14 protein-coding genes are annotated in these 18,778 nt (G+C 65.6%); 3 read left to right on the forward strand and 11 right to left on the reverse strand.

Annotated features, from left to right (window positions below; translation table 11 throughout):
• Nucleotides 1-26: 26 nt before the first annotated feature.
• The 6 genes from ABFD52_02485 to ABFD52_02510 all read right to left on the reverse strand — a co-directional run bounded on the left by ABFD52_02485 (nt 27) and on the right by ABFD52_02510 (nt 9,595).
• On the reverse strand, nt 27-2,594 hold the full coding sequence (locus ABFD52_02485; GenBank protein MEN6559629.1) for an HD domain-containing phosphohydrolase: 2,568 nt from the start codon (nt 2,592-2,594) through the stop codon (nt 27-29).
• Nucleotides 2,587-6,135 carry a PilZ domain-containing protein gene (locus ABFD52_02490; protein MEN6559630.1) on the reverse strand — a complete coding sequence of 1,183 codons (3,549 nt, stop codon included), beginning with the start codon at nt 6,133-6,135 and terminating at the stop codon, nt 2,587-2,589. Before ABFD52_02490 ends, ABFD52_02485 begins: the two co-directional genes overlap by 8 nt.
• A gap of 196 nt (nt 6,136-6,331) precedes the next feature.
• Nucleotides 6,332-7,246 carry an alpha/beta hydrolase-fold protein gene (locus ABFD52_02495; GenBank protein ID MEN6559631.1) on the reverse strand — a complete coding sequence of 305 codons (915 nt, stop codon included), beginning with the start codon at nt 7,244-7,246 and terminating at the stop codon, nt 6,332-6,334.
• Between the two features lie 56 nt (nt 7,247-7,302).
• Nucleotides 7,303-7,956, reverse strand: coding sequence for a class I SAM-dependent methyltransferase (locus ABFD52_02500; protein ID MEN6559632.1), 654 nt, complete (start codon nt 7,954-7,956; stop codon nt 7,303-7,305).
• An 85-nt stretch (nt 7,957-8,041) separates the two neighbouring features.
• The gene (locus ABFD52_02505; protein MEN6559633.1) at nt 8,042-9,040 is read right to left on the reverse strand and encodes a hypothetical protein; all 999 of its coding nucleotides are present in this window, start codon (nt 9,038-9,040) and stop codon (nt 8,042-8,044) included.
• 399 nt (nt 9,041-9,439) lie between these two features.
• Entirely contained in the window at nt 9,440-9,595 is a 156-nt protein-coding gene (locus ABFD52_02510) for a hypothetical protein (GenBank protein MEN6559634.1), read from the reverse strand.
• A 194-nt stretch (nt 9,596-9,789) separates the two neighbouring features.
• On the opposite strand from ABFD52_02510, the gene ABFD52_02515 reads away from it, so the two are divergent.
• The 3 genes from ABFD52_02515 to ABFD52_02525 all read left to right on the forward strand — a co-directional run bounded on the left by ABFD52_02515 (nt 9,790) and on the right by ABFD52_02525 (nt 12,593).
• Complete coding sequence (locus ABFD52_02515; protein MEN6559635.1) at nt 9,790-11,235, forward strand: cation-efflux pump; 1,446 nt, start codon at nt 9,790-9,792, stop codon at nt 11,233-11,235.
• On the forward strand, nt 11,222-11,707 hold the full coding sequence (ybaK, locus tag ABFD52_02520; GenBank protein MEN6559636.1) for a Cys-tRNA(Pro) deacylase: 486 nt from the start codon (nt 11,222-11,224) through the stop codon (nt 11,705-11,707). The genes ABFD52_02515 and ybaK overlap by 14 nt, the downstream gene beginning before the upstream one ends.
• Nucleotides 11,708-11,804: 97 nt before the next feature.
• Nucleotides 11,805-12,593, forward strand: coding sequence for a hypothetical protein (locus ABFD52_02525; protein MEN6559637.1), 789 nt, complete (start codon nt 11,805-11,807; stop codon nt 12,591-12,593).
• Nucleotides 12,594-12,603: 10 nt separating this feature from the next.
• Here ABFD52_02525 and ABFD52_02530 read toward each other — a convergent pair whose 3' ends face one another.
• Genes ABFD52_02530 through kdpF form a run of 5 tightly spaced genes read right to left on the reverse strand, consistent with a single transcriptional unit; the run spans nt 12,604 to nt 18,773 of the window.
• On the reverse strand, nt 12,604-14,295 hold the full coding sequence (locus tag ABFD52_02530; GenBank protein MEN6559638.1) for a PTS sugar transporter subunit IIA: 1,692 nt from the start codon (nt 14,293-14,295) through the stop codon (nt 12,604-12,606).
• Nucleotides 14,282-14,875 carry a K(+)-transporting ATPase subunit C gene (gene kdpC, locus ABFD52_02535; protein ID MEN6559639.1) on the reverse strand — a complete coding sequence of 198 codons (594 nt, stop codon included), beginning with the start codon at nt 14,873-14,875 and terminating at the stop codon, nt 14,282-14,284. Before kdpC ends, ABFD52_02530 begins: the two co-directional genes overlap by 14 nt.
• A gap of 21 nt (nt 14,876-14,896) precedes the next feature.
• A complete protein-coding gene (gene kdpB / locus ABFD52_02540; protein ID MEN6559640.1) occupies nt 14,897-16,918 on the reverse strand; it encodes a potassium-transporting ATPase subunit KdpB in 2,022 nt (673 codons plus the stop codon).
• Nucleotides 16,919-16,930: 12 nt separating this feature from the next.
• Nucleotides 16,931-18,676 carry a potassium-transporting ATPase subunit KdpA gene (gene kdpA / locus ABFD52_02545; GenBank protein MEN6559641.1) on the reverse strand — a complete coding sequence of 582 codons (1,746 nt, stop codon included), beginning with the start codon at nt 18,674-18,676 and terminating at the stop codon, nt 16,931-16,933.
• Between the two features lie 13 nt (nt 18,677-18,689).
• Nucleotides 18,690-18,773, reverse strand: coding sequence for a K(+)-transporting ATPase subunit F (gene kdpF, locus ABFD52_02550; protein ID MEN6559642.1), 84 nt, complete (start codon nt 18,771-18,773; stop codon nt 18,690-18,692).
• Nucleotides 18,774-18,778 lie beyond the last annotated feature (5 nt).

Raw genomic sequence — 18,778 nt, forward strand, 5'->3', positions numbered from 1 at the left:
CTGTCCCGCTTCGGGGACGGGCCGTCTCAGGCCCCGCTGTCCGGCTGTTCCTTGTCCCGCTCCTTGTCCTGTACGAGCGTTCCGGCGATCTCCAGGAAGTTCTCGACAACCTCGGGATCGAACTGCGTTCCGGAGCAGTTGATGATCTCCTTGACCGCGTAGCGGTGGGAGGCGGCCTTGCGGTAGGGGCGCTCCGAGGTGATGGAGTCGTAGGTGTCGGCGATGGCCATGATCCGGGCGCCCAGGGGGATCTCGCGCCCCTTCAGCCGGTCGGGATAGCCCGTCCCGTCGTAGCGCTCGTGGTGGGCCCGGACGACCCGCGCGATCTCCTTGAGCTCGATGACCGGGCTGAGGATGGCCTCGCCCCGGGCCGGGTGGTCCTTGATCAGCTTGAATTCTTCGTTGGTCAGCTTGCCCGGCTTGTGCAGGATGCTCTCCGGGACGGCGATCTTGCCGACGTCATGGAGCACGGCGGCCAGCTCGAGATCGCTCAGCTCCTTCTCGCTGAACCCCATCTTGGCCGCTATCTTGAGCGAGAAGTCCGTGACCCGGGTCGAGTGATGGCGCGTGTACTCATCCTTGGCGTCGATGGCCGAGGCCAGGGACTTGACCGTCGACAGGAACAGCGACCGCTGCTGCTCGACGAGATCGGAGGTCCGCATCTTGAGGTTGCGGTTGACCAGGGCCAGCTCCGATTCCATTTCGCGGATGCGGAGCAGGGCCCGGATGCGGGCCTTGAGCTCGGTCGAGTCGAAGGGCTTGGAGATGTAGTCGTCGGCGCCGGCCTGGAGCCCCTCGTTCAGCATTTCCGCGCCCGAGCGGGCGGTCACCAGGATGATGGGGATGTGCTTCAGGGCGGCATCGGACTTGACCGCTCGGCAGAACGTGTGGCCGTCCATGCCCGGCATCATGACGTCGCAGAGGACGAGGTCGGGGTTCTTCTCCCGCAGGAATTTCAGGCCCTTCTCGGCCGAGGTCATGAGCTCGAGATCGAACTCGTCGGCCAGGAGCATCTTCATGAGCTTGAGGACCTCGGGATTGTCGTCGATGCAGAGGATCAGGGCGTCGTGGATCTTGGCCTGGTCCACCCGTCCGCTTTCGATATCCACCTTCTCGAGATCGACCAGCTGGAGGCGGCGGTAGTCCGTGACGATGTCCTGGACGCGCGGCTCTTCGGTGTCGGTCGTCCGCCGTTTGAGGCCGATGGGCAAGTCCTCGATCCGGCGATCGAGCACTTCATCTTCGAAATGATCCTCGCCCTTGAGAAGCTCGACGATGAAACGAGAACCGCGGCCGAGCTCGCTTTCGGCGTGGATCGTCCCCTTATGGAGGAGGACGATCTCCCGGGCCAGGGCCAGCCCGATACCCGTTCCTTCCTGGGCGCGCGACTTGGAGCCGTCGACCTGGGAGAAGCGGTCGAAGATCGTCTCGAGCATCTCGGCCGGAATGCCGATGCCCGTGTCTTCGACCGTCATGGTGGCCGTGTGATCACGGTCCTCTATATAAACCGTGATCTTGCCGCCCTTGTTCGTGAATTTCAGCGCGTTGGAAAGAAGGTTGAAGAGGACCTTCTCGAATTGATCGGCATCGAGGGTCAGCTCGACAGGGTGCGGGGGATGCTGGTAGTAAAGCCGGATCTGCTTCTGGTCGGCCAGCGGCTTGACCGAGGCGAGGATCGGCGGGATGAACTCGACGAGGTTCAGGGCGTTGACCTTGAGCCGCATTTTCCCTTCCTCGAGCTTGTTCAGATCGAGGAGGTTGTTGATCAGCTTGAGCAGCTTGTAGCCGTTGCGCTGCATTGTTTCGTAGGTGTCCTTGAGAATGGGGGTCAGGTGGCCCATCTTGCCTTCGAGAAGGGACCTGAGGGGGGCCAGCATGAGCGTCAGCGGCGTCCGGAGTTCGTGATTGACGTTGGCGAAGAACTGGGTCTTGAGCTCATCAAGGCTTTTGAGCTTGATGTTGGATTCCTTGAGTTGGCTCGTGGTGGCCTCGAGTTGGAGACGGCTCCGGAGTTCCCGTTGTCGGAGCTTATCCATAAAGAACGACCCGATGCCGCCGATGATCGAGATAGAGGTCAAAAAATAGATGTTTGTAACGACGTCGCGCCAGTTGACGTGCCCCCTGTTGAGGTTGAGGAAGCTGGGGACGAGATAGGACGCTGCGGTCACGGCTAAAACGAAGTTCGTGTCCCGGAAGGACAACGGCAGAGCGATGAACGAACCGATGATGATGATATAAAGTCCCTGAACATAGGCTGAGGCGAATCCGCCCAGGAGATAGATCATGACCCCGATGCCTACGACGTCAAAGGACCCTACGACAATGATGATCCGGGCGCAGGCGCGGTTCGTTTTCGCCTGGCCTAGGAGGAAGAACAGGATGATGTGGGCGACGAGGACCGCGATGCGGATAGCCAGGAATATGCCGAAGAGCGTCTGTGGGGCGTGGACCCAATCGAGGAAGATGAACGAAGCGTAGAGAAGGGCGCTTAGGGTAATGACCAGCCGGCCTCGGCTCTTGAGACCGTACTCCTGATAAAGGCGCTCTTCGAACTCGGGGTCCCGTGCGGCCTTTAGAGTTTCTGCCTTAGTCATGGGTCACTCTCGGTTTGGCTACGACGATATAGCCCTGGGGTGGGTCGCCATAGGTCACGATCCTCCGGACCGTGACCCAGCCGGCTTCATCCAGCAGGGTTTCGAGCTTCTCAGGGTCGAAGAAATCGAATGTGCCCGCCTCTTCGAGCTCGTTGAGTTCCTGAACGTCGTTGAGGAACGAACGCAACGAATCAAGCAGGAGCGATTTCGGCATTTCGGACGGCAGGGATTCGTCGGGCATGGCCTCGATCCGCTCAAGCAACCGGGTAAAGGGCCCCGAGGCATCTGTGTCTGGCCGCATGCTCGACAAGACGAGCAGGCCGCCCGGCTCGATGATCCGCCTGACTTCGCGGAGCGTCTCTGCCGGGTTGAAGATGTAGGACAGGACAAGGCTCATCAGCACCTTGTTGTAGCCGCCGGACCCGAATGGCAGGCGGCATGTTCCCTCCAGGTTCCCGGGCAGGATAAGCCTACGGTATTCCGGAGCTGCCTGATCCAGGCGACGGACGAAACGAGCGGCAGAATTGAAGTCGGTGATGATCCGGTATTCATAGAGATCGAAGCGGGTCTTTAGCCAGTCGTCATGATCCCCGGTAATCCTTTCGCCACGAAGGATACGGTGCAGGCGAGGCGAGTAGTCTTCCTGGATCTTCCGGGCACTCTCGAGGGTCAGGTTCTCAACCTTATCGGCCATTTCCTCGAATGTGCCGATCTCGCCGTCGAGGAAGCGGCGGACGGCCCGATAGCGGCTCATCTCCAGATCGAGGGCGACGAAATTGACGCGCCCGCGCTGATCTGCAGGGACGCCGAGGGTCCGAAGCTTCTCTTGGGCTTGGGCCATTGCATCCGGGACGAGGTCGGCGATGGTGATCTCGACTGGAATACCGCCGTGCCCCTGGACGACATGCTCGAGAAAGTTGCCAGTTCCGCCGCCGAGGTCGAGAAGCCGGTCGCCGGGACGAAGGTCCAGCGCGCGGAGCTGATCTCGCATTAGCTGCTGATACTCCTCGGCCATGGCCATGACGCCGAAGCCCAGCAGGTGCCCCTCGCCGACGAGGTAGTGACGCCAATAGCTCTTCTTGTTCTTGAGGTCCCGAGGCGGCAGCCGGTCCTTCTCGGCCCGGCGCATGATCTCCATGTCTTTCCGGCTCGGCATGAGCGGCTGGATGGTCGAGCCCTCGAGGAACCGGTGGATGAGCGACGTGACTGTGCCGAACACGCGCAGGGCCTCGCGCGAGGTCCTGGCGTTATGGCCAATGGGTACGGCGATGACCTCACGGGGGACATCAACCTGGACGCTCATCACATCGCGGACGAATTCGTGCTTGATCCACTTGTCGTGTTGGCCGTAGATCCAGGTCACAGGCAGACTTACCCGGCCCATATCTTCGCGGGCCTGCTCAAGCGTGCCAACCCCGTTGGCGATAATATCCGACGCATATGGCATGTGGCGGATATGGTTCCCCAGGATAGGATAGACGCCTAGGTCGATGCCGAGTTGGTATTGTTCGAGGAGGTCCAGGCCACAGTTGATCCGGTTCATCATGTGCCGGAACTCGAGGGCCCCCATGCAGGAAATCCAATAGTGAATCCGCCCTCGATATTCGGGGTCCCGGAGAACGACCCGGGCTTCCAAGGCTGCCAGGGAAAACGTGGCCAGGATGACGGGACCGGCCTTGAGCTTGGGATTAGCGTGTATCCAATTGATCACCGCCCGGATATCATCAGCGCCTTGGCTGGTGCTCGAATTGAGGGTTTCCCATGGTGGCTCGGATGCTTCCGGGTCCTTGTAACTCTCTCCCTTGCGCCGTATTCCGTCATAGCGGAGGACGGCCAGGGGCTTGCCCATGGCCCGGAAATTCTGGACTAATGTCAGCGCCAACCCGAACAGGATCTCCTTTGTCTTGCCGAAAGCAGGTGGGACGATGACGACCGGAACGGGCTGGTTATCCAGAGGCAAGGATGTATTCAGCAAGCCGACGATCTCTTCGCCGCGAGAATTCTCCATGCGGACAACGTGAGGGGTCGCCAAGTCTATTGCAGAGACATCGGCCGGCAAGACCGGTGCGATCCGGACGACGTCCGATTCGGAAGTCTCGTCGCTGCGCCGGGCAAAATCCGCGTCGGGGGCGTGGACGGACTGGATGCTCATGCGGCTGATGCCGAACTGGACGCCGTACTTCAGTCCCGGACCCTCGTCCCGGCCGGCCCGGGCCACGTAGCGGACCTCGCCGGTCTCCTGCCACAGGACCTGGTCGCCGTCGAGGATGGACATGGTTTCGATCGGCGTCCCCTTGAGGAGGACCGGCGTGTCCCCGTTGGCGACGAAGCTCACGCCGTTCGGGCTGATGTCAGTGATGACGCCCCGGACCTTGCGGTCATACGGGGGCGGCAGGGGGATCTCGACCCGCAGGTCGCCGGCCGGGGTGATCCGCCGCTCGGCCCGCTTCTCCGAGTAGAACATGACCCGGGGGTAGAGACAGACCATGGTCTGGCCGTCGGCGGCGATCCGGGCGATCATGGTCTCGAAATTGTAGGTGGCGTAGCCGATCTGGTAGGAGACGAAGAGGAGGTCGGAAGTCTTGAACTTGACGTCCAGCTTCTCGCCTGCGATCTGGCAGACCGACGGGGCATCGATCTCAGAGAACGAAAGGATCTCCGGAGTTCCAGCCGACCGGGCCGGCACCGCGGCCACCTCGACCTTGCGGGCCAGGGCCTCGCGCATGAGCGATTCGATCTTGACCGAATCGGTGAACAGGACCATCTCGTCGGTCTTGAGGAACGGGTAACGCAGCTTGAGCTCGTCGAGGTCGCGGATGGCGACATAGTCGGCCATGAACTGGAGGATCGATAAGCGGCTGGCGTCGTCGAGAGATTGGAACTCGACCGCGACCCCGCCCTGGTCGGCGTCCTGGCGGACTATCCGGCTTTCGAGCGTGTACCGGCGCCCATCGGGAAGCGAAATGTGCAGGGGGACGGCCGAGCCCTCGGGCGTGGGCGACAGGGTCCGCAGGAACATGCCGTTCTCGCTGAGGTTGACCAGCGTGGCCTCGCCGAGGGCCTCGGTCTCGATGAGGATGTCCTTCGAGTCGTCCAGGGTCACGCGCATGGATGAGCGCTTCTCGCGCGACCGCTGGGCGATGAGGAAGCTGACCTTGCGCCGGATGACGGCCGGATCGGAAGGCTTGGCCAGGCAGCAGTCGATGCGGCCGTAGCTGGCCAGGTCGATCGTCGTCCCGTTCGAGGCGTTCTCGGTCAGCAGGATCTTGATGATGGCGTCGGAGTTCTTGAAGATCTCGTTGAGGAAGCGCAGCAGCTCGGTGCCCTTCATCCGGGGCAGATCCTCGTTGACCACGAGGACGTTGACCTCCGGCAGGGACTTGATCAGATGGATGGCCTCGACGCCGCTGGTCGTGGTATGGACCGTGTAGTGGTCGCGCAGGGTGCGCTGGAGCTTCTCGAGATAGGCGAGGTCGTCATCTACGACAAGAACGACGGGCAGGCCGCCCGCCGGCGTCTTTTCCGTGTGTTCATGGGCCATTTAGGGGCCAGCCTCTCTATATCCAATGATGATATTTAGTCGGCCGAGCCGCTTCGCCGGGCGGCAAGCCCGGACGGGGCACAATGCAGGACCCCAAAAGTAGTTGCTGGCCATTGTAATCCACACTAAATCTAGTATATAAGCGGCGAGACTGTCAAGAATTTCTTGGCCGGACAGGCGGCCGGGCCGGCGGATCCTAGCGGTTGAAGCTCTGGCCGATGAACCTCAGCCCGTCGACGATGCCGGTCCGCCAGTACGTCCAGGTGTGGCCGCCGTCGCGGACCCGGAACTCGTGGGTGATCCTACGGTCAGTCAGGAGCAGATGCAGGGCGCAATTGCCCCTGATCAGGAAATCGTCGTCGCCGCAGTCGATGTAATAGCGCACCTTCTTCAGCGAGTCCTCTGGCAGCGATCCGGCCAGGGCGAGAGGGCTGACCTCCCGGAAATGGGGGCTCAGGCGGTCGCGGCCCGCCTTCCCCGCCGCTCCGAACAGGGGGCCGAGGAGGCCGTCCCAGTCCTTCTGCTTCATGCCGGCGATGTCGTCATCGGACCAGACCGCCGCGCTGAAGGCCGCCCCGGCGGCGAAGAGATCGGGATGGCGGAACGAGTAAACCAGCGTGCCCCAGCCGCCCATCGACAACCCGGCGACGCCGCGGAACTCGCGGTCCGGCCGGGTGCGGTACGTCCGGTCGATGTACGGGATGAGCTCCCGGACGAACATGTCCTCATAGCGGACCTTGCCCGCCGCGTCGTTGATATAGAACGTGACGCCGCCATCGGGCATGACGATGATCATCGGCGGGATCTCCCGGTCGGCGATGGCTCGGTCGGCGGCCAGCTGGATCTCACCGAACTGGATCCAGCCGGATTCGTCGTCCGTGTAGCCGTGCAGGAGATAGACGACGGGGAATCGCCGGGTCGACGCTTCGTAACCCGGCGGCAGATAGACGGCGTAGGCGACGTCGCGGCCGAGGATGGCGCTCGGGAGCTTGAGTCCCTCGAGGACCTGCCCGGACGGGGCGTCGGCGGCGAGCGCGGGCCGGGGCGCAAGGGCCAGCGCGGTCAGGGCGCCGGCCAAGAGGAGAACGCCCGAAATCTGGCGAGGCTTCATGAAGGTCTCCTTTCGCGCCGGTTCCAGGGAATCTTAAGGGGAGAGGGGGCCCGGGGTCAAGCCGGGGCCTTCTTCCTGAAGCTCAGGGACATCCCGCCGCTCGCGGCCCCGTCGATGGTCGTGTCCATGAAATCGAGGCCGCGGACCTTCTCCAGGAAATCGCGGATGCCCTTCATGTAGCCCAGGCTCGAAACGTTGTGGACGGCGAAGCAGCCGCCCGGGGCCAGCTTGGGGAGCAGAACCTCGAAATAGTTGAGGGTCCAGTTCTTGTCGGCGTCGATGAAGATGAGATCGAACGGCCCGTCGAGCCCCGCGACGATCCGGCGGGCGTCGCCCAGGCGGGCGTCGATGAGGCCGTCGAGCCCGGCGGCCTTGAAGTTCCGGACCGCGGCCAGGTGGCGGAACTCCTCGATCTCGACGGTGATGAGCGAGCCGCCGGTCTTGCTCAGCGCCCAGGCCTGCCAGATGCCCGAGTGGCCCGTGGAGGTGCCGATCTCGAGGGCCCGGGTGTAGCGCTTCTTGAGGATGAGGTCGTAGAGCAGCCTGCCGTCGGTCTCCGTGACGTTCTCCTCGCGCCACTGGTCCTTCTGGGAGTCGAGAAAGCGGCGGACGCGGTCGTCGAGCGACTGGCCGGGGCCGGAGGATCGAGCGGCAGCGAGCAACGAAAGGGCGAAACCGATCAGGAGCAGGGGTCCGACAGCTTTTCTCATCGTGGGCCGCCCGCAAGCATCATAGGGGAGGGCCGGAGGGTTGTCAAACGGGGGGCACGGGCCCGTCGCCCGTGCCCCCTTGACGCTATTTCTTGGCCATGGCTTCCTGGATCTGCTTGACGAGGTTCTCGTATTGCTGGATCGGGAAGCCCTCATATTTAGCGGCCATCGGCTTGACCAGCTCGACGGCCTTCTCCGCGGCCTTGAGGGCCTCGGGGTAATCCTTCAGCTTGAACAGGACCTGGGCCAGGACGAAGTTGTTGTAATAATCGGAGGTCAGCTCGACCGACCGCTTGGCCGCGGCCAGGGCGCTGTCCAGGTTCGTCCCCTGGCGGTTCCAGAAGCCGGCATAGCTCGCCAGGGCCCCCTGATCGTCCCAGTTCTTCTTGGCGATCTCCGGGCCGTAGACGGCCAGGGCCTTGTCTCCCTTCTTGAGCTTGCCGAAGATGCCGGCCACCTGGGACAGGAAGTAGGCCGGGGCCTCCTTCATGGCGCCGATGCCGGCCGCCGCGATATCAGCCGCCTCCTCAGCGCTGTCGAGGTTCCGGCCCTGGTCGATCCAGAAGCTGGCATAGCCGGTCAAGGCGGAGATCACGCTCGTGACGTAGCTCGAGGCGAAATCCTGGCCGTATTCCTCGTCGGCCTTGGCCGCATCCTCCTTGAGCGCGTAGAGCTGGGCCAGGTTCTGCTGGTAGTCCGGGTTGGGGGGATAGCCGGCCATCTCCTGGAGCTTGAGGGCCAGCCCGATGCCCTTGTCGAGCGGGTCCTTGTCCTTGATGATGCGCTCGACATAGCCGTTGAGCGCGGACTTGTTGTCCGGGTACTTGGCCGTGTACTCGTCGAAGAACTTGTCCGCATCTTCCTTGACGGCCACTTGGCCATAGTAATAACCGAGGTAAGCATATGCGTTCTTGACGAACGGGCTGTTCGGGCGCTTCCCGATGAAGGCCCGGAGGGGCGCCGGGTCGGGCTTGCGGCCGAAGGCGGCCGCCTGGCCGAGCGCGAATTCGGCGGCCTCGACGTAGGGCACCGTGGCCTTGAGATTCTCGTCATAGAAGGAGGCCGTCCGGCCGTCGATGTCCATGGTCAGGATCTTCTTGTAGAGATCCTGGGACCGGGCCGTCAGCGCGTCGGAATAACGCTCGCTGCATTTCTCGGCCAGCTTGTAGGCGACTTCGATGTTGGCCGGGTCCTTGGCGTAGAGCGCGTTCAGGGAGGCGTAGGTGTCGATGCCGGCCAGCGACTTCTTGACCCGTTCGAGGCGCTTGTCGGCGGGCGGGCCGTAGCCGACGATCCAGTCGACCTCCTGGCCGTTCTTGTCGACGAAGAGCTCCGTCGGGGTGGCGTTGATCTTGAACCGCTCGTAGATCGCGTCCCCGATCTTGTCGCCCCGGGTGGCCCGGTAGAGGATGACGTTCTTGTTGAGGAAATCGGCGTACTTGGGATTGTTGTAGAACTGCTGAACCAGCAGTCTGCAGCTCCCTCAGCCACCCGAGTAGAAATCGAGCAGGATGAGCTTGTTCTCTTTCTTGGCCTTGGCCAGCGCCTCGTCGAAAGGTCCGGAGAGGACCGTCGCCGTCTGGGCGGCGGCGAACGCGGCGACGAGGAGGAGGCTGGCGAACGCGGCAACCTTCTTCATGTCGACCTCCTGCGGATTCGGTCTCGCGTGACGAAGAATACAGGATGCGGCGGACACGGTCAAGACCTTTTCGGTCCCGGTCCTGCCGGGCCCTCGAGGGAGCGGCAGGCCAAAAAGGCGCCGGGCGCCCGGGCCGCGTTGCAACGGCCGGCCGCGCATGCTAACATCATTCCGAGTCCGCCAAGGAGCGAGCGATGTCGAACGTCGATGCGATGCCCTCCGAAGCCGACCGGAGGGAAAAGCGCGGGGCCGCCTGGAGCTCCGTCGGCGCGGCCGTCTGCCTGACCGGGATGAAGCTCGTCGTCGGGCTACTGACCGGATCGCTGGGCATCCTGGCGGAAGCGGCGCATTCCGGCCTCGACCTCGTGGCCGCGGTCGTCACCCTGGTCGCCGTCAGCATCTCGGACCGGCCGGCCGACGAAGGCCATCCGTACGGCCACGGCAAGATCGAGAACTTCTCGGCCCTCATCGAAACCGTCCTGCTCTTCGTCACCTGCGCCTGGATCATCTATGAGGCCGTCGAGCGCATCTTCTTCCGCCCGGTGCCGGTCGACCCGAGCCTCTGGGCTTTCCTGGTGGTCGTCGTCTCGATCGCCATCGACGTCACCAGGTCCCGGATGCTCCTGCGGGCCGCCCGGAAGCACCGGAGCCAGGCCCTCGAGGCCGATGCGCTGCACTTCTCGACCGACATCTGGAGCTCGGCAGTCGTTCTCGTCGGCCTGGTCCTCGTCTGGACCGGCAAGAACGTCGCCCCGAAGCACGCCGCCGTGCTCAACCGGGCCGACGCGGTGGCCGCCCTGGGCGTCGCCGTGCTCGTCCTTTTCGTCAGCTACAAGCTGGGCAAGCGGACGGTCAACGTCCTGCTCGACAGCGCCCCCGACGGGCTCAGGGACAAGATCGCGGCGGCCGCCGGCGCGGTCGAAGGCGTCATCAAGGCCGGCCAGGTCCGGCTCCGCCGCTCCGGCCCTCAGGTCTTCATCGACATGACCATCGAGGTCGACCGCAACCTGACGGTCGAGCGGACCGACGCCATCGCCAGCGGCGTCGAGGCCCGCATCCAGGGCCTTGTCCCCGGCGCCGATGTCGTCGTTCACACCGATCCCGGCGAGGTCGAACGGGAGAACCTGGCCCGGCGCATCCGCGGCATCGCCGAGCGGAACCAGATCCCGGCCCACAACATCAGCGTCCACGAGGAAAACGGCGAGATCCACGTCGATCTGCACATCGAGGTCGACGATCATCTCCTGCTTCACCAGGCCCACGATCTGGCCAGCCACGTCGAGCAGGACCTCCGGGCCGAGATCCCGACCCTGGCCCGCGTCACGACCCATATCGAATCGCGCGGCACGGGCGTCTCGACCGGCCGGGACGTCACGGCCGAGGAGGGGCCGCTCGTCGAGCGGATCAGGACCGTCACGGACGTCGTGGCCGGGCGGGCCTGCTGCCACAGCATCGTCGTCCGCCGCCTGGGCGATCGGCTGGCGGTCTCCCTCCACTGCGGCTTCGACCGGAACCTGCCGGTCCGGGAGGCTCACCGGACGTCGACCCGGATCGAGGAAGCCCTGAAGGCCGCCGTCCCCGAGATCGAACAGGTCGTCGTCCATACCGAGCCGGAGCAGCGGCCCGATGGGACCCGATAAGACGCCGATGACGCCGGCCGTCCGGGCTCTCCGGCAGGCCGGGGTCGAGTTCAAGGGGCAGCCGTATGCCTATGTCGAGCACGGCGGCACCGCCGCGTTCGCGGCCCAGAGCGGCATAGACGAACACGGCGTCATCAAGACGCTGATCATGGAGGATGAGGCCAAACGGCCGTTCGTCATCCTCATGCATGGCGACCGCGAGGTCTCGACCAGGGAGATGGCCAGGATCCTGGCGGTCAAGTCCGTGCATCCCTGCGCGCCGGAGACGGCCGAGCGGCACTCCGGCTACCAGGTCGGCGGCACGTCTCCCTTCGGGCTGCGCAAACCCCTGCCGATCTATGTCGAAGCGTCCATCCTCGAGCTACCGAGGATCTGGATCAACGGGGGCAAGCGCGGCTTCCTGGTCGAGATCGATCCCCGGGACCTCGTCCGCGTCCTCAAGCCCACGCCCGTCCGCGTCGCCATTCCCTAGCGAAACCCATCGGCCGGCGCAGACGCCGGATTCCCATTCTCCGGGGATTGGACTAAAATAGATGCGGTTTCATCTGAGGACGGTGGCAGGGGGTTCCATGACACTCAAGAAGAAAATGACCCTGGGCCTGGGTTTCCTGTTCTTCATCATCTTCGCTCTTGTGATCTTCAGCGCCTATCATATTGGCAGGCTTTCGCAGGACGCGGCGAACATCCTCAAGGACAACTACAATTCCCTGGTCTTCTCCAGGAACATGACCTCAGCGCTCGAGGACATGCGGACGGCCGTCGGCAACATCGCGCTTAATCCGGCCGGGACGGAGAAGGCTTCGGACTACCAGGTCAAGCTCTTTGAAGCCGCCCGGACAGAATTCGAGAGCAACTTCAACTCCGAACGCGGCAACATCACCGAGATCCACGAGCAGGAATACGTGAACTCGGTTAAAAAGGGCTATGGGCTGTACGCCGCCATCTGCTTTCGGATCCTCAAGGGGGAGGGCGGCCGCGCCCTGTACTTCGACGAGTACCTGCCCGCCTTCGAGGGGCTCCGGCGCACGGTCTCCAACATCACCGACCTCAACATGCAGGCGGTCGAGCGGAAGAGCCTGGCGGCGAAGAGCGATTCGGAGAGGATCATCAGGCTCATGGCCGGGGTCGGGGTCCTCGGCCTGATCCTGGCATTCGGCTATTTCTGGTATTTTCCGTTCTACGTCTCCAACTCCATCGCCTATCTCGCGGACAGGATGAAGGCGCTCCTGCATAACTCCGGCCTCCGGGCCGAGATCAAGACCGACGACGAGGCCTTCGTCATCCTTCAGGGGATCAATCTTCTGGAGAACAGGCTGGAGGGCAAAGACAAGCCCGCCGGGACGGGCGCCGCCGGCTGAGGCCGCGGGATCACTCCCGGCTTTCCCGGGCTTCCCAATCGCAGATTGCCCGGACGGCCTCCTCCGGCGTCCGGACGGACCGCAGGACCTGCATGAGGCGCCGGTTCTGCGCCGCCCGGCTGGCGAGGCCCAGGAGCCTGACCTGGGCCTCGGGGACCTCGGCGGGGGACAGGAGGAGGAAGACGATCTCGATGGGCTTTTCCGCGGCCACGCCTATGACCCCTTCCTTCGTCAGCCCGAGCGCGACGACGGGCCCGGCCAGCCCCTCGACGCGAACGTGAGGGAAGGCGACGCCCTCGTTGAAGAATGTCGATCCCTCGCTCTCCCGCTTCATGACGGATCCGAACAGGGTTTCCGCATCCCCGTCCCCGGCCTCCGGTCCGACGGTCGAGGCCAGGGCCCTCAGGACCTCCGCCTTGCCCGCGGCCGTTTCCCAGATGACGATCCGCCGGGGGGACATCCACCGGCTCAGCCGCCCGCTGCCGGCCTCCGCCGCGTCCGAGAGGCCGGCGGTCGCGGTCTCGGCTGTCGCATCCTCGGGGACCTCGGGTTGGGGCCGGACGGTTCCCGGCGGCTCCGCGCCGGTGTCGAGGACGATGACGGTGATGCCCCGGGCGTTCCGGATGAGGGTCTCGACGATGTTCGTGTTCCGTCCGAAGCGCTTCCAGAGAGGCTTGGGCTGGGCCCGGCCGACGACCATGTGGCCGACCCGGTACTCCCGGGCGAACCGGAGCAGCGTGTCGGCGATGTCCTCGCCCTGATAGGTGAAGACCATGGCCCCGAGCGCTTTGGCCAAGGTCAGGGATTCGGAGAGGTGGCGCTGGACCGCGGCGTCGATGACCGTGGCTTCCTCCGACGGCGTCTGGACGTAGACGGCGTACCAGTTGCGGTTGAGCCGGCCGGCCAGGCGCGATCCGTAGCGCAGGAGCCTTTCGCTGTTCGGTCCGTGCGAGCTCAGGCAGACCATGACCAGGTCGGACGAGGCGCCCGCTTCCGCCCCCTGGGCCTCCCGCCGCCGCAGATCGATCTGCGAAGCGAGCTCGCGCAGCGTCATCTCGCGCAGCTTCTCCAGGTTGGACGGGGTGAAGAAGTTCGTCAGCGCGGCCTCGATCCGTTCGGCCGGGTAGATCTTCCCCTCCTCCAGGCGCTGCCTCAGGTCCGCGGTCGCCAGGTCGACGTCCACGATCTCGTCGGCCTCGGCCAGGATCGAGTCGGGGATGCGCTCGCGGACCTTGACCCCGACCGCATTCTCGACCACGTTGTAGAGGCTTTCGAGGTGCTGGACATTGAGGGTGCTGATGACGTGGATGCCGGCGGCCAGGATATCCTGGACATCCTCGTACCGCTTGGCGTTCCGGCTGCCGGGGACGTTCGTGTGAGCGAGCTCGTCGATGAGGGCGACCTGGGGCTTGCGGGCCAGGATGGCGTCGACATCCATCTCCTCGACGGCGATGCCGTGGTATTCCTGCATCCGCCGGGGGACCGCCTCAAGGCCCTGGGCCAGCTTGGCGATGTCGGCCCGGCCATGCGTCTCGAGGAGCCCGATGACGGCGTCGATGCCCTCGGCCTTGAGCCGGTGGCCTTCCTCGAGCATCCGGTAAGTCTTGCCGACCCCGGCCGAATAACCGAGATAGACCTTCAGGCGCCCCCGCTGGGCGTTGCGGATCAGGCGCAGGAAGGCGTCGGCCCTATCGTCCGCCACGGGCAACTCCATCGAGCGCGAGGTTCAGTGCCAGGACGTTGACGCGGGGCTCGCCGAGGACGCCGAGCGTCCGGCCCTCTGTCGATGCCTCGATCAGGGCGAGCACGCGGGCCTCGGCCAGGCCGCGGGCCCGGGCGACGCGGCCGGCCTGGAGCCGGGCGTTCTCGGGCGAGATGTGGGGATCGAGCCCGCTCCCCGAGGCGGTCACCGCGTCGGCCGGCAGGGGCGTGCCCGCGCCGAGCCCGTTCTCCGCCCGGTACTCGGCGGCGCGCCGGGCCACGGCCTCGACCAGCTTGCGCGAGAGCGGCCCCAGGTTCGAGCCGCCGGATCGCCCGGCGTCGCGGCCGCCGTCGGCCGCCGACGGACGCGGATGGAAATAGGCCGGACCCGAGAACCCCCGGCCGATGAGGTCCGAGCCGACGACGACCCCCTTCGCCGTCCGGAGGGACCCGTTGGCCCGGCCGGGGAAGAGAACCTGGGCCGCGACCCAAGAGGTCAGCGGATAGAAGCCGCAGAGGATGACCGCGAGGGCCGCCACGGCCATGAACGACCGCCGGAGTTCCGCGAGCCCGTTTGTCATGTCCGCGCTCCTTTCCTCCTGCTAGACAAGATGCAGGGCGTTGACAATGAGGTCGATGATCTTGATCCCCGGGAACGGCGCGACGAGGCCGCCCAGGCCGTAGATGAAGAGGTTGCGGCGGAGGAGGGCCGCCGCCCCAAGCGGCCGGAAGCGGACGCCGCGCAGGGCCAGGGGGATGAGGGCGACGATGATCAGGGCGTTGAAGATGACCGCGCTGAGGACGGCGCTCGCGGGCGAGCGGAGGCCCATGACGTTGAGCGGGGCGATAACCGGAAAGACGCCGACGAGCATGGCCGGGATGATGGCGAAGTACTTGGCGACGTCGTTGCAGATGCTGAAGGTCGTCAGGGCGCCCCGGGTGATGAGCATCTGCTTGCCGATCTCGACGACCTCGATGAGCTTGGTCGGGTTGGAATCGAGGTCGACCATGTTGCCGGCCTCCTTGGCTGCCTGCGTCCCCGTGTTCATCGCCACGCCGACATCGGCCTGGGCCAGGGCCGGGGCGTCGTTCGTGCCGTCCCCGGTCATGGCGACGAGATGGCCGGCCGCCTGCTCCCGGCGGATGCGTGCCAGCTTATCCTCGGGCTTGGCCTCGGCGATGAAATCGTCGACGCCGGCCTCGCGGGCGATGGCCGCCGCGGTCAGGGGATTGTCGCCGGTGATCATGACCGTCTTGATGCCCATCGCCCGGAACCGCTCGAACCGGTCGCGCAGGCCGCCCTTGACGATGTCCTTGAGCGCGATGGCGCCCAGGACCCGGCCGGCCTCGGCCACGAGGAGCGGCGTGCCGCCGTGGAGGGCGATATCGCTGACCGCGTCGTGGACCCGGAGGGGGACGTCCGCCCGGACGAAGGCCTGGATGGCGTCCGGCGCTCCCTTGCGGATGGACCGCCCCTGGAGGTCGACGCCGCTCATCCGGGTCTGGGCCGAAAAGGCGATGAAGGCCGCTCCCGGCAGGTCGGCGATGGACCTGCCCCGAAGGCCGTAGTTCTTGGCCAGGACGACGATGCTCCGGCCTTCCGGCGTCTCGTCGGCCAGGGACGCGAGCTGGGCGGCGTCGGCCAGCTCCTCGGCGGCCACCCCCGGGGCGGGGAGGAAGGCCGTCGCCTGCCGGTCGCCGAGCGTGATCGTCCCCGTCTTGTCGAGAAGGAGGACGTCGACGTCCCCGGCCGCCTCGACGGCGCGGCCGCTCATGGCCAGGACGTTCTTCTGGACCATCCGGTCGATGCCGGCGATGCCGATGGCGTTGAGCAGGCCGCCGATCGTCGTCGGGATGAGGCAGACGAGGAGGGCGACCAGGACCGTCACCGTGAGGGGGACGCCGGAATAGCGGCCGAAGGGGCTGAGGGTCATGACGACGACGAGGAAGATGATCGTCAGCGCCGAAAGGAGAATGGTCAGGGCGATCTCGTTCGGCGTCTTCCGCCGCTCGGCCCCTTCGACGAGACCGATCATCCGGTCGAGGAAGCTCTGGCCGGGGTCGGCCGTGACGCGGACCTTGATCCGGTCGGACAGGACCCGCGTGCCTCCGGTGACCGCGCTCCGGTCGCCGCCCGCCTCGCGGATGACGGGGGCGGACTCGCCGGTGATGGCGGATTCGTCGACCGTGGCAGCGCCTTCGATGACCTCGCCGTCGGCCGGGATCGTCTCGCCGGCGGAAACGGTGACGAGGTCCCCCTTCCGGAGCCGCTCGGCCGGGACAGGCTCGGGCGCCCCGTCCTCCCCGATGCGGTTGGCCACGGTCCGGGTCCGCGTTTTCCTGAGCTCGTCGGCCTGGGCCTTCCCCCGGCCCTCGGCCATGGCCTCGGCGAAATTGGCGAAGAGGACCGTGAACCAGAGCCAGAGGGAGATCTGGACGGTGAAGCCTGCCGGCTCGCTTCCCCTCCTCAGGACGATCCCGGCGGTCGTCAACAGGGCCCCGATTTCCGTGACGAAAATGACGGGGTTCTTCAGGAGATGGGCCGGGTCGAGCTTGCGGACCGCGTCGCGGGCCGCGCGGCCGACGATGGCCTTGTCGAAGAGAGAGCGTTTCAGGGCGGGCATATCTCAACCCTCCTAGAACAGGACGCCCGACCCGGTCATCAGGAAGTGCTCGACGATCGGGCCGAGGGCCAGCGCGGGCAGGAACGTCAGGGCGCCGACGATGACGACGGTCCCGACGAGGATGCCGATGAACATCGCCCCGCTCACCGGGAAGCTCGTCTCGCCGGCCGGGACGAGCTTCTTCCGCGCCAGGCTTCCGGCCAAGGCCATGACGGGCACGATCATGACAAAGCGGCCGCAGAGCATGGCCAGGGCCAGGGTGAGGTTGTACGCCGGCGTGTTCCCGTCGAGGCCGGCGAAGGCGCTGCCGTTGTTGCCCGCCGCCGAGGAGAAGGCATAGAGGATCTCGCTCAGGCCGTGGGGGCCGGCGTTGCCGAGGCCGGCCAGGCCCCACCGGCCGACCGAGGCCGCGGCGGAGAAGCCGAGGATGGCGAAGATGGGGACGAGGATGGCCAGGACGGAGACCTTGACGTCATAGGCCTCGATCTTCTTGCCCAGGTACTCGGGGGTCCGCCCGACCATCAGGCCCGTCAGGAAGACGGCCAGGACGATGAAGACGATCATCCCGTAGAGGCCCGAGCCGACGCCGCCGAAGACGACCTCGCCGAGCTCGATGTTGACGAGCGGGACGAGCCCGCCGAGCGGCGTGAAGGAGTCGTGCATGGCGTTGACCGCGCCGCACGAGGCGTCCGTGGTGACGGTGGCGAAGAGAGCCGAGGCCGGAACGCCGAAGCGGACCTCCTTGCCTTCCATGCTGCCGCCGCGCGGGTCGAGGCCGAGGGCCCGGAGGCGGAGATTGCCGGCGCTCTCGGCCTTCCAGCAGACGATGGCCGCGACGAGGAAGAGGAGGGCCATGGACGTCCAGACAGCCCAGCCGTGCTTCCGGTTCTTGACCTTGCGGCCCAGGTAATAGGTCAGGCCGGCCGGGATGAGGAAGATCGCGAGCATCTGGATGAAGTTCGAAAGGGGGGTCGGATTCTCGTAGGGGTGGGCGGCGTTGGCGTTGAAGAACCCGCCGCCGTTCGTGCCGAGCATCTTGATGGCGACCTGGGAGGCCGCCGGGCCCTGCGGCAGGACCTGCGCCGCGATCGCGTTGCCGGCCCCGGCGCCCGTCGCTCCCTCGACGGCCGCCGTTTTGACGTACGGCCGGAAGTTCTGGACGACCCCCTGGGAGGCGAGGAAGAGCGAGAGGACGAGCGACAGGGGGAGGAGCAGATAGAGGTTGACGCGGACCAGGTCGACCCAGAAGTTCCCCACCGTCCGGGACGCGTGCCGGGCGAGGCCGCGGACCAGGGCCGCTGCGACGGCGATGCCGGCGGCGGCGGAGACGAAGTTGTGGAAGACGAGCCCGACCATCTGGGAGAAATATGACAGCGTCGTCTCCCCGGCGTAGTTCTGCCAGTTCGTGTTGGTCGCGAAGCTGGCCGCGGTGTTGAAGGCGAGGTCGGGCGCCAGAGGCCCGAATCGCTGCGGATTCAACGGCAGGCGGTGCTGGAGACGGAGGACGGCATAGGTGAAGAGAAGCCCGGCCAGGCTGAAGAGGAGAAGCGAGCGGGTGTAGGCGTGCCAGTCCTGCTCTTTTCCCGGGTCGACGCCGAGAAGCCTGTACAAGAGGCGTTCGACCGGCTTCACCGGCCGGTCCAGCCAGGTCCGGCCGCCGGGGTCCAGGACCCGGTCCAGGCAGAGGCCGACCGGCTTGGTCAGGAGGAAGAGACATACCAGGAAGAGCGCCAGCTGGAGTCCGCCGAAGACGTTCATGCCTGTCGGCCTTTCAGAATTTTTCCGGCCGGAGGACGCTCAGCAGTAGGTAGCCGATGAGCAGGAGGCCGATGGCGAGGCCGGCGATGTCGATCATGGTCA

This window comes from Acidobacteriota bacterium (assembly GCA_039683095.1).
Taxonomy (GTDB): Bacteria; Acidobacteriota; Aminicenantia; order Aminicenantales; family Saccharicenantaceae; genus RBG-16-66-30.

What these genes read in the sequence shown, in the direction of transcription:
- ABFD52_02490 (MEN6559630.1), bottom strand. Translation starts at nt 6,135, where the DNA reads ATGGCCCATGAACACACGGAAAAGACGCCGGCGGGCGGCCTGCCCGTC.
- ybaK (MEN6559636.1), top strand. Translation starts at nt 11,222, where the DNA reads ATGGGACCCGATAAGACGCCGATGACGCCGGCCGTCCGGGCTCTCCGG.
- kdpF (MEN6559642.1), bottom strand. Translation starts at nt 18,773, where the DNA reads ATGATCGACATCGCCGGCCTCGCCATCGGCCTCCTGCTCATCGGCTAC.
- kdpB (MEN6559640.1), bottom strand. Translation starts at nt 16,918, where the DNA reads ATGCCCGCCCTGAAACGCTCTCTCTTCGACAAGGCCATCGTCGGCCGC.
- ABFD52_02485 (MEN6559629.1), bottom strand. Translation starts at nt 2,594, where the DNA reads ATGACTAAGGCAGAAACTCTAAAGGCCGCACGGGACCCCGAGTTCGAA.
- kdpA (MEN6559641.1), bottom strand. Translation starts at nt 18,676, where the DNA reads ATGAACGTCTTCGGCGGACTCCAGCTGGCGCTCTTCCTGGTATGTCTC.
- ABFD52_02505 (MEN6559633.1), bottom strand. Translation starts at nt 9,040, where the DNA reads ATGGACATCGACGGCCGGACGGCCTCCTTCTATGACGAGAATCTCAAG.
- kdpC (MEN6559639.1), bottom strand. Translation starts at nt 14,875, where the DNA reads ATGACAAACGGGCTCGCGGAACTCCGGCGGTCGTTCATGGCCGTGGCG.
- ABFD52_02525 (MEN6559637.1), top strand. Translation starts at nt 11,805, where the DNA reads ATGACACTCAAGAAGAAAATGACCCTGGGCCTGGGTTTCCTGTTCTTC.
- ABFD52_02515 (MEN6559635.1), top strand. Translation starts at nt 9,790, where the DNA reads ATGTCGAACGTCGATGCGATGCCCTCCGAAGCCGACCGGAGGGAAAAG.
- ABFD52_02500 (MEN6559632.1), bottom strand. Translation starts at nt 7,956, where the DNA reads ATGAGAAAAGCTGTCGGACCCCTGCTCCTGATCGGTTTCGCCCTTTCG.
- ABFD52_02510 (MEN6559634.1), bottom strand. Translation starts at nt 9,595, where the DNA reads ATGAAGAAGGTTGCCGCGTTCGCCAGCCTCCTCCTCGTCGCCGCGTTC.
- ABFD52_02495 (MEN6559631.1), bottom strand. Translation starts at nt 7,246, where the DNA reads ATGAAGCCTCGCCAGATTTCGGGCGTTCTCCTCTTGGCCGGCGCCCTG.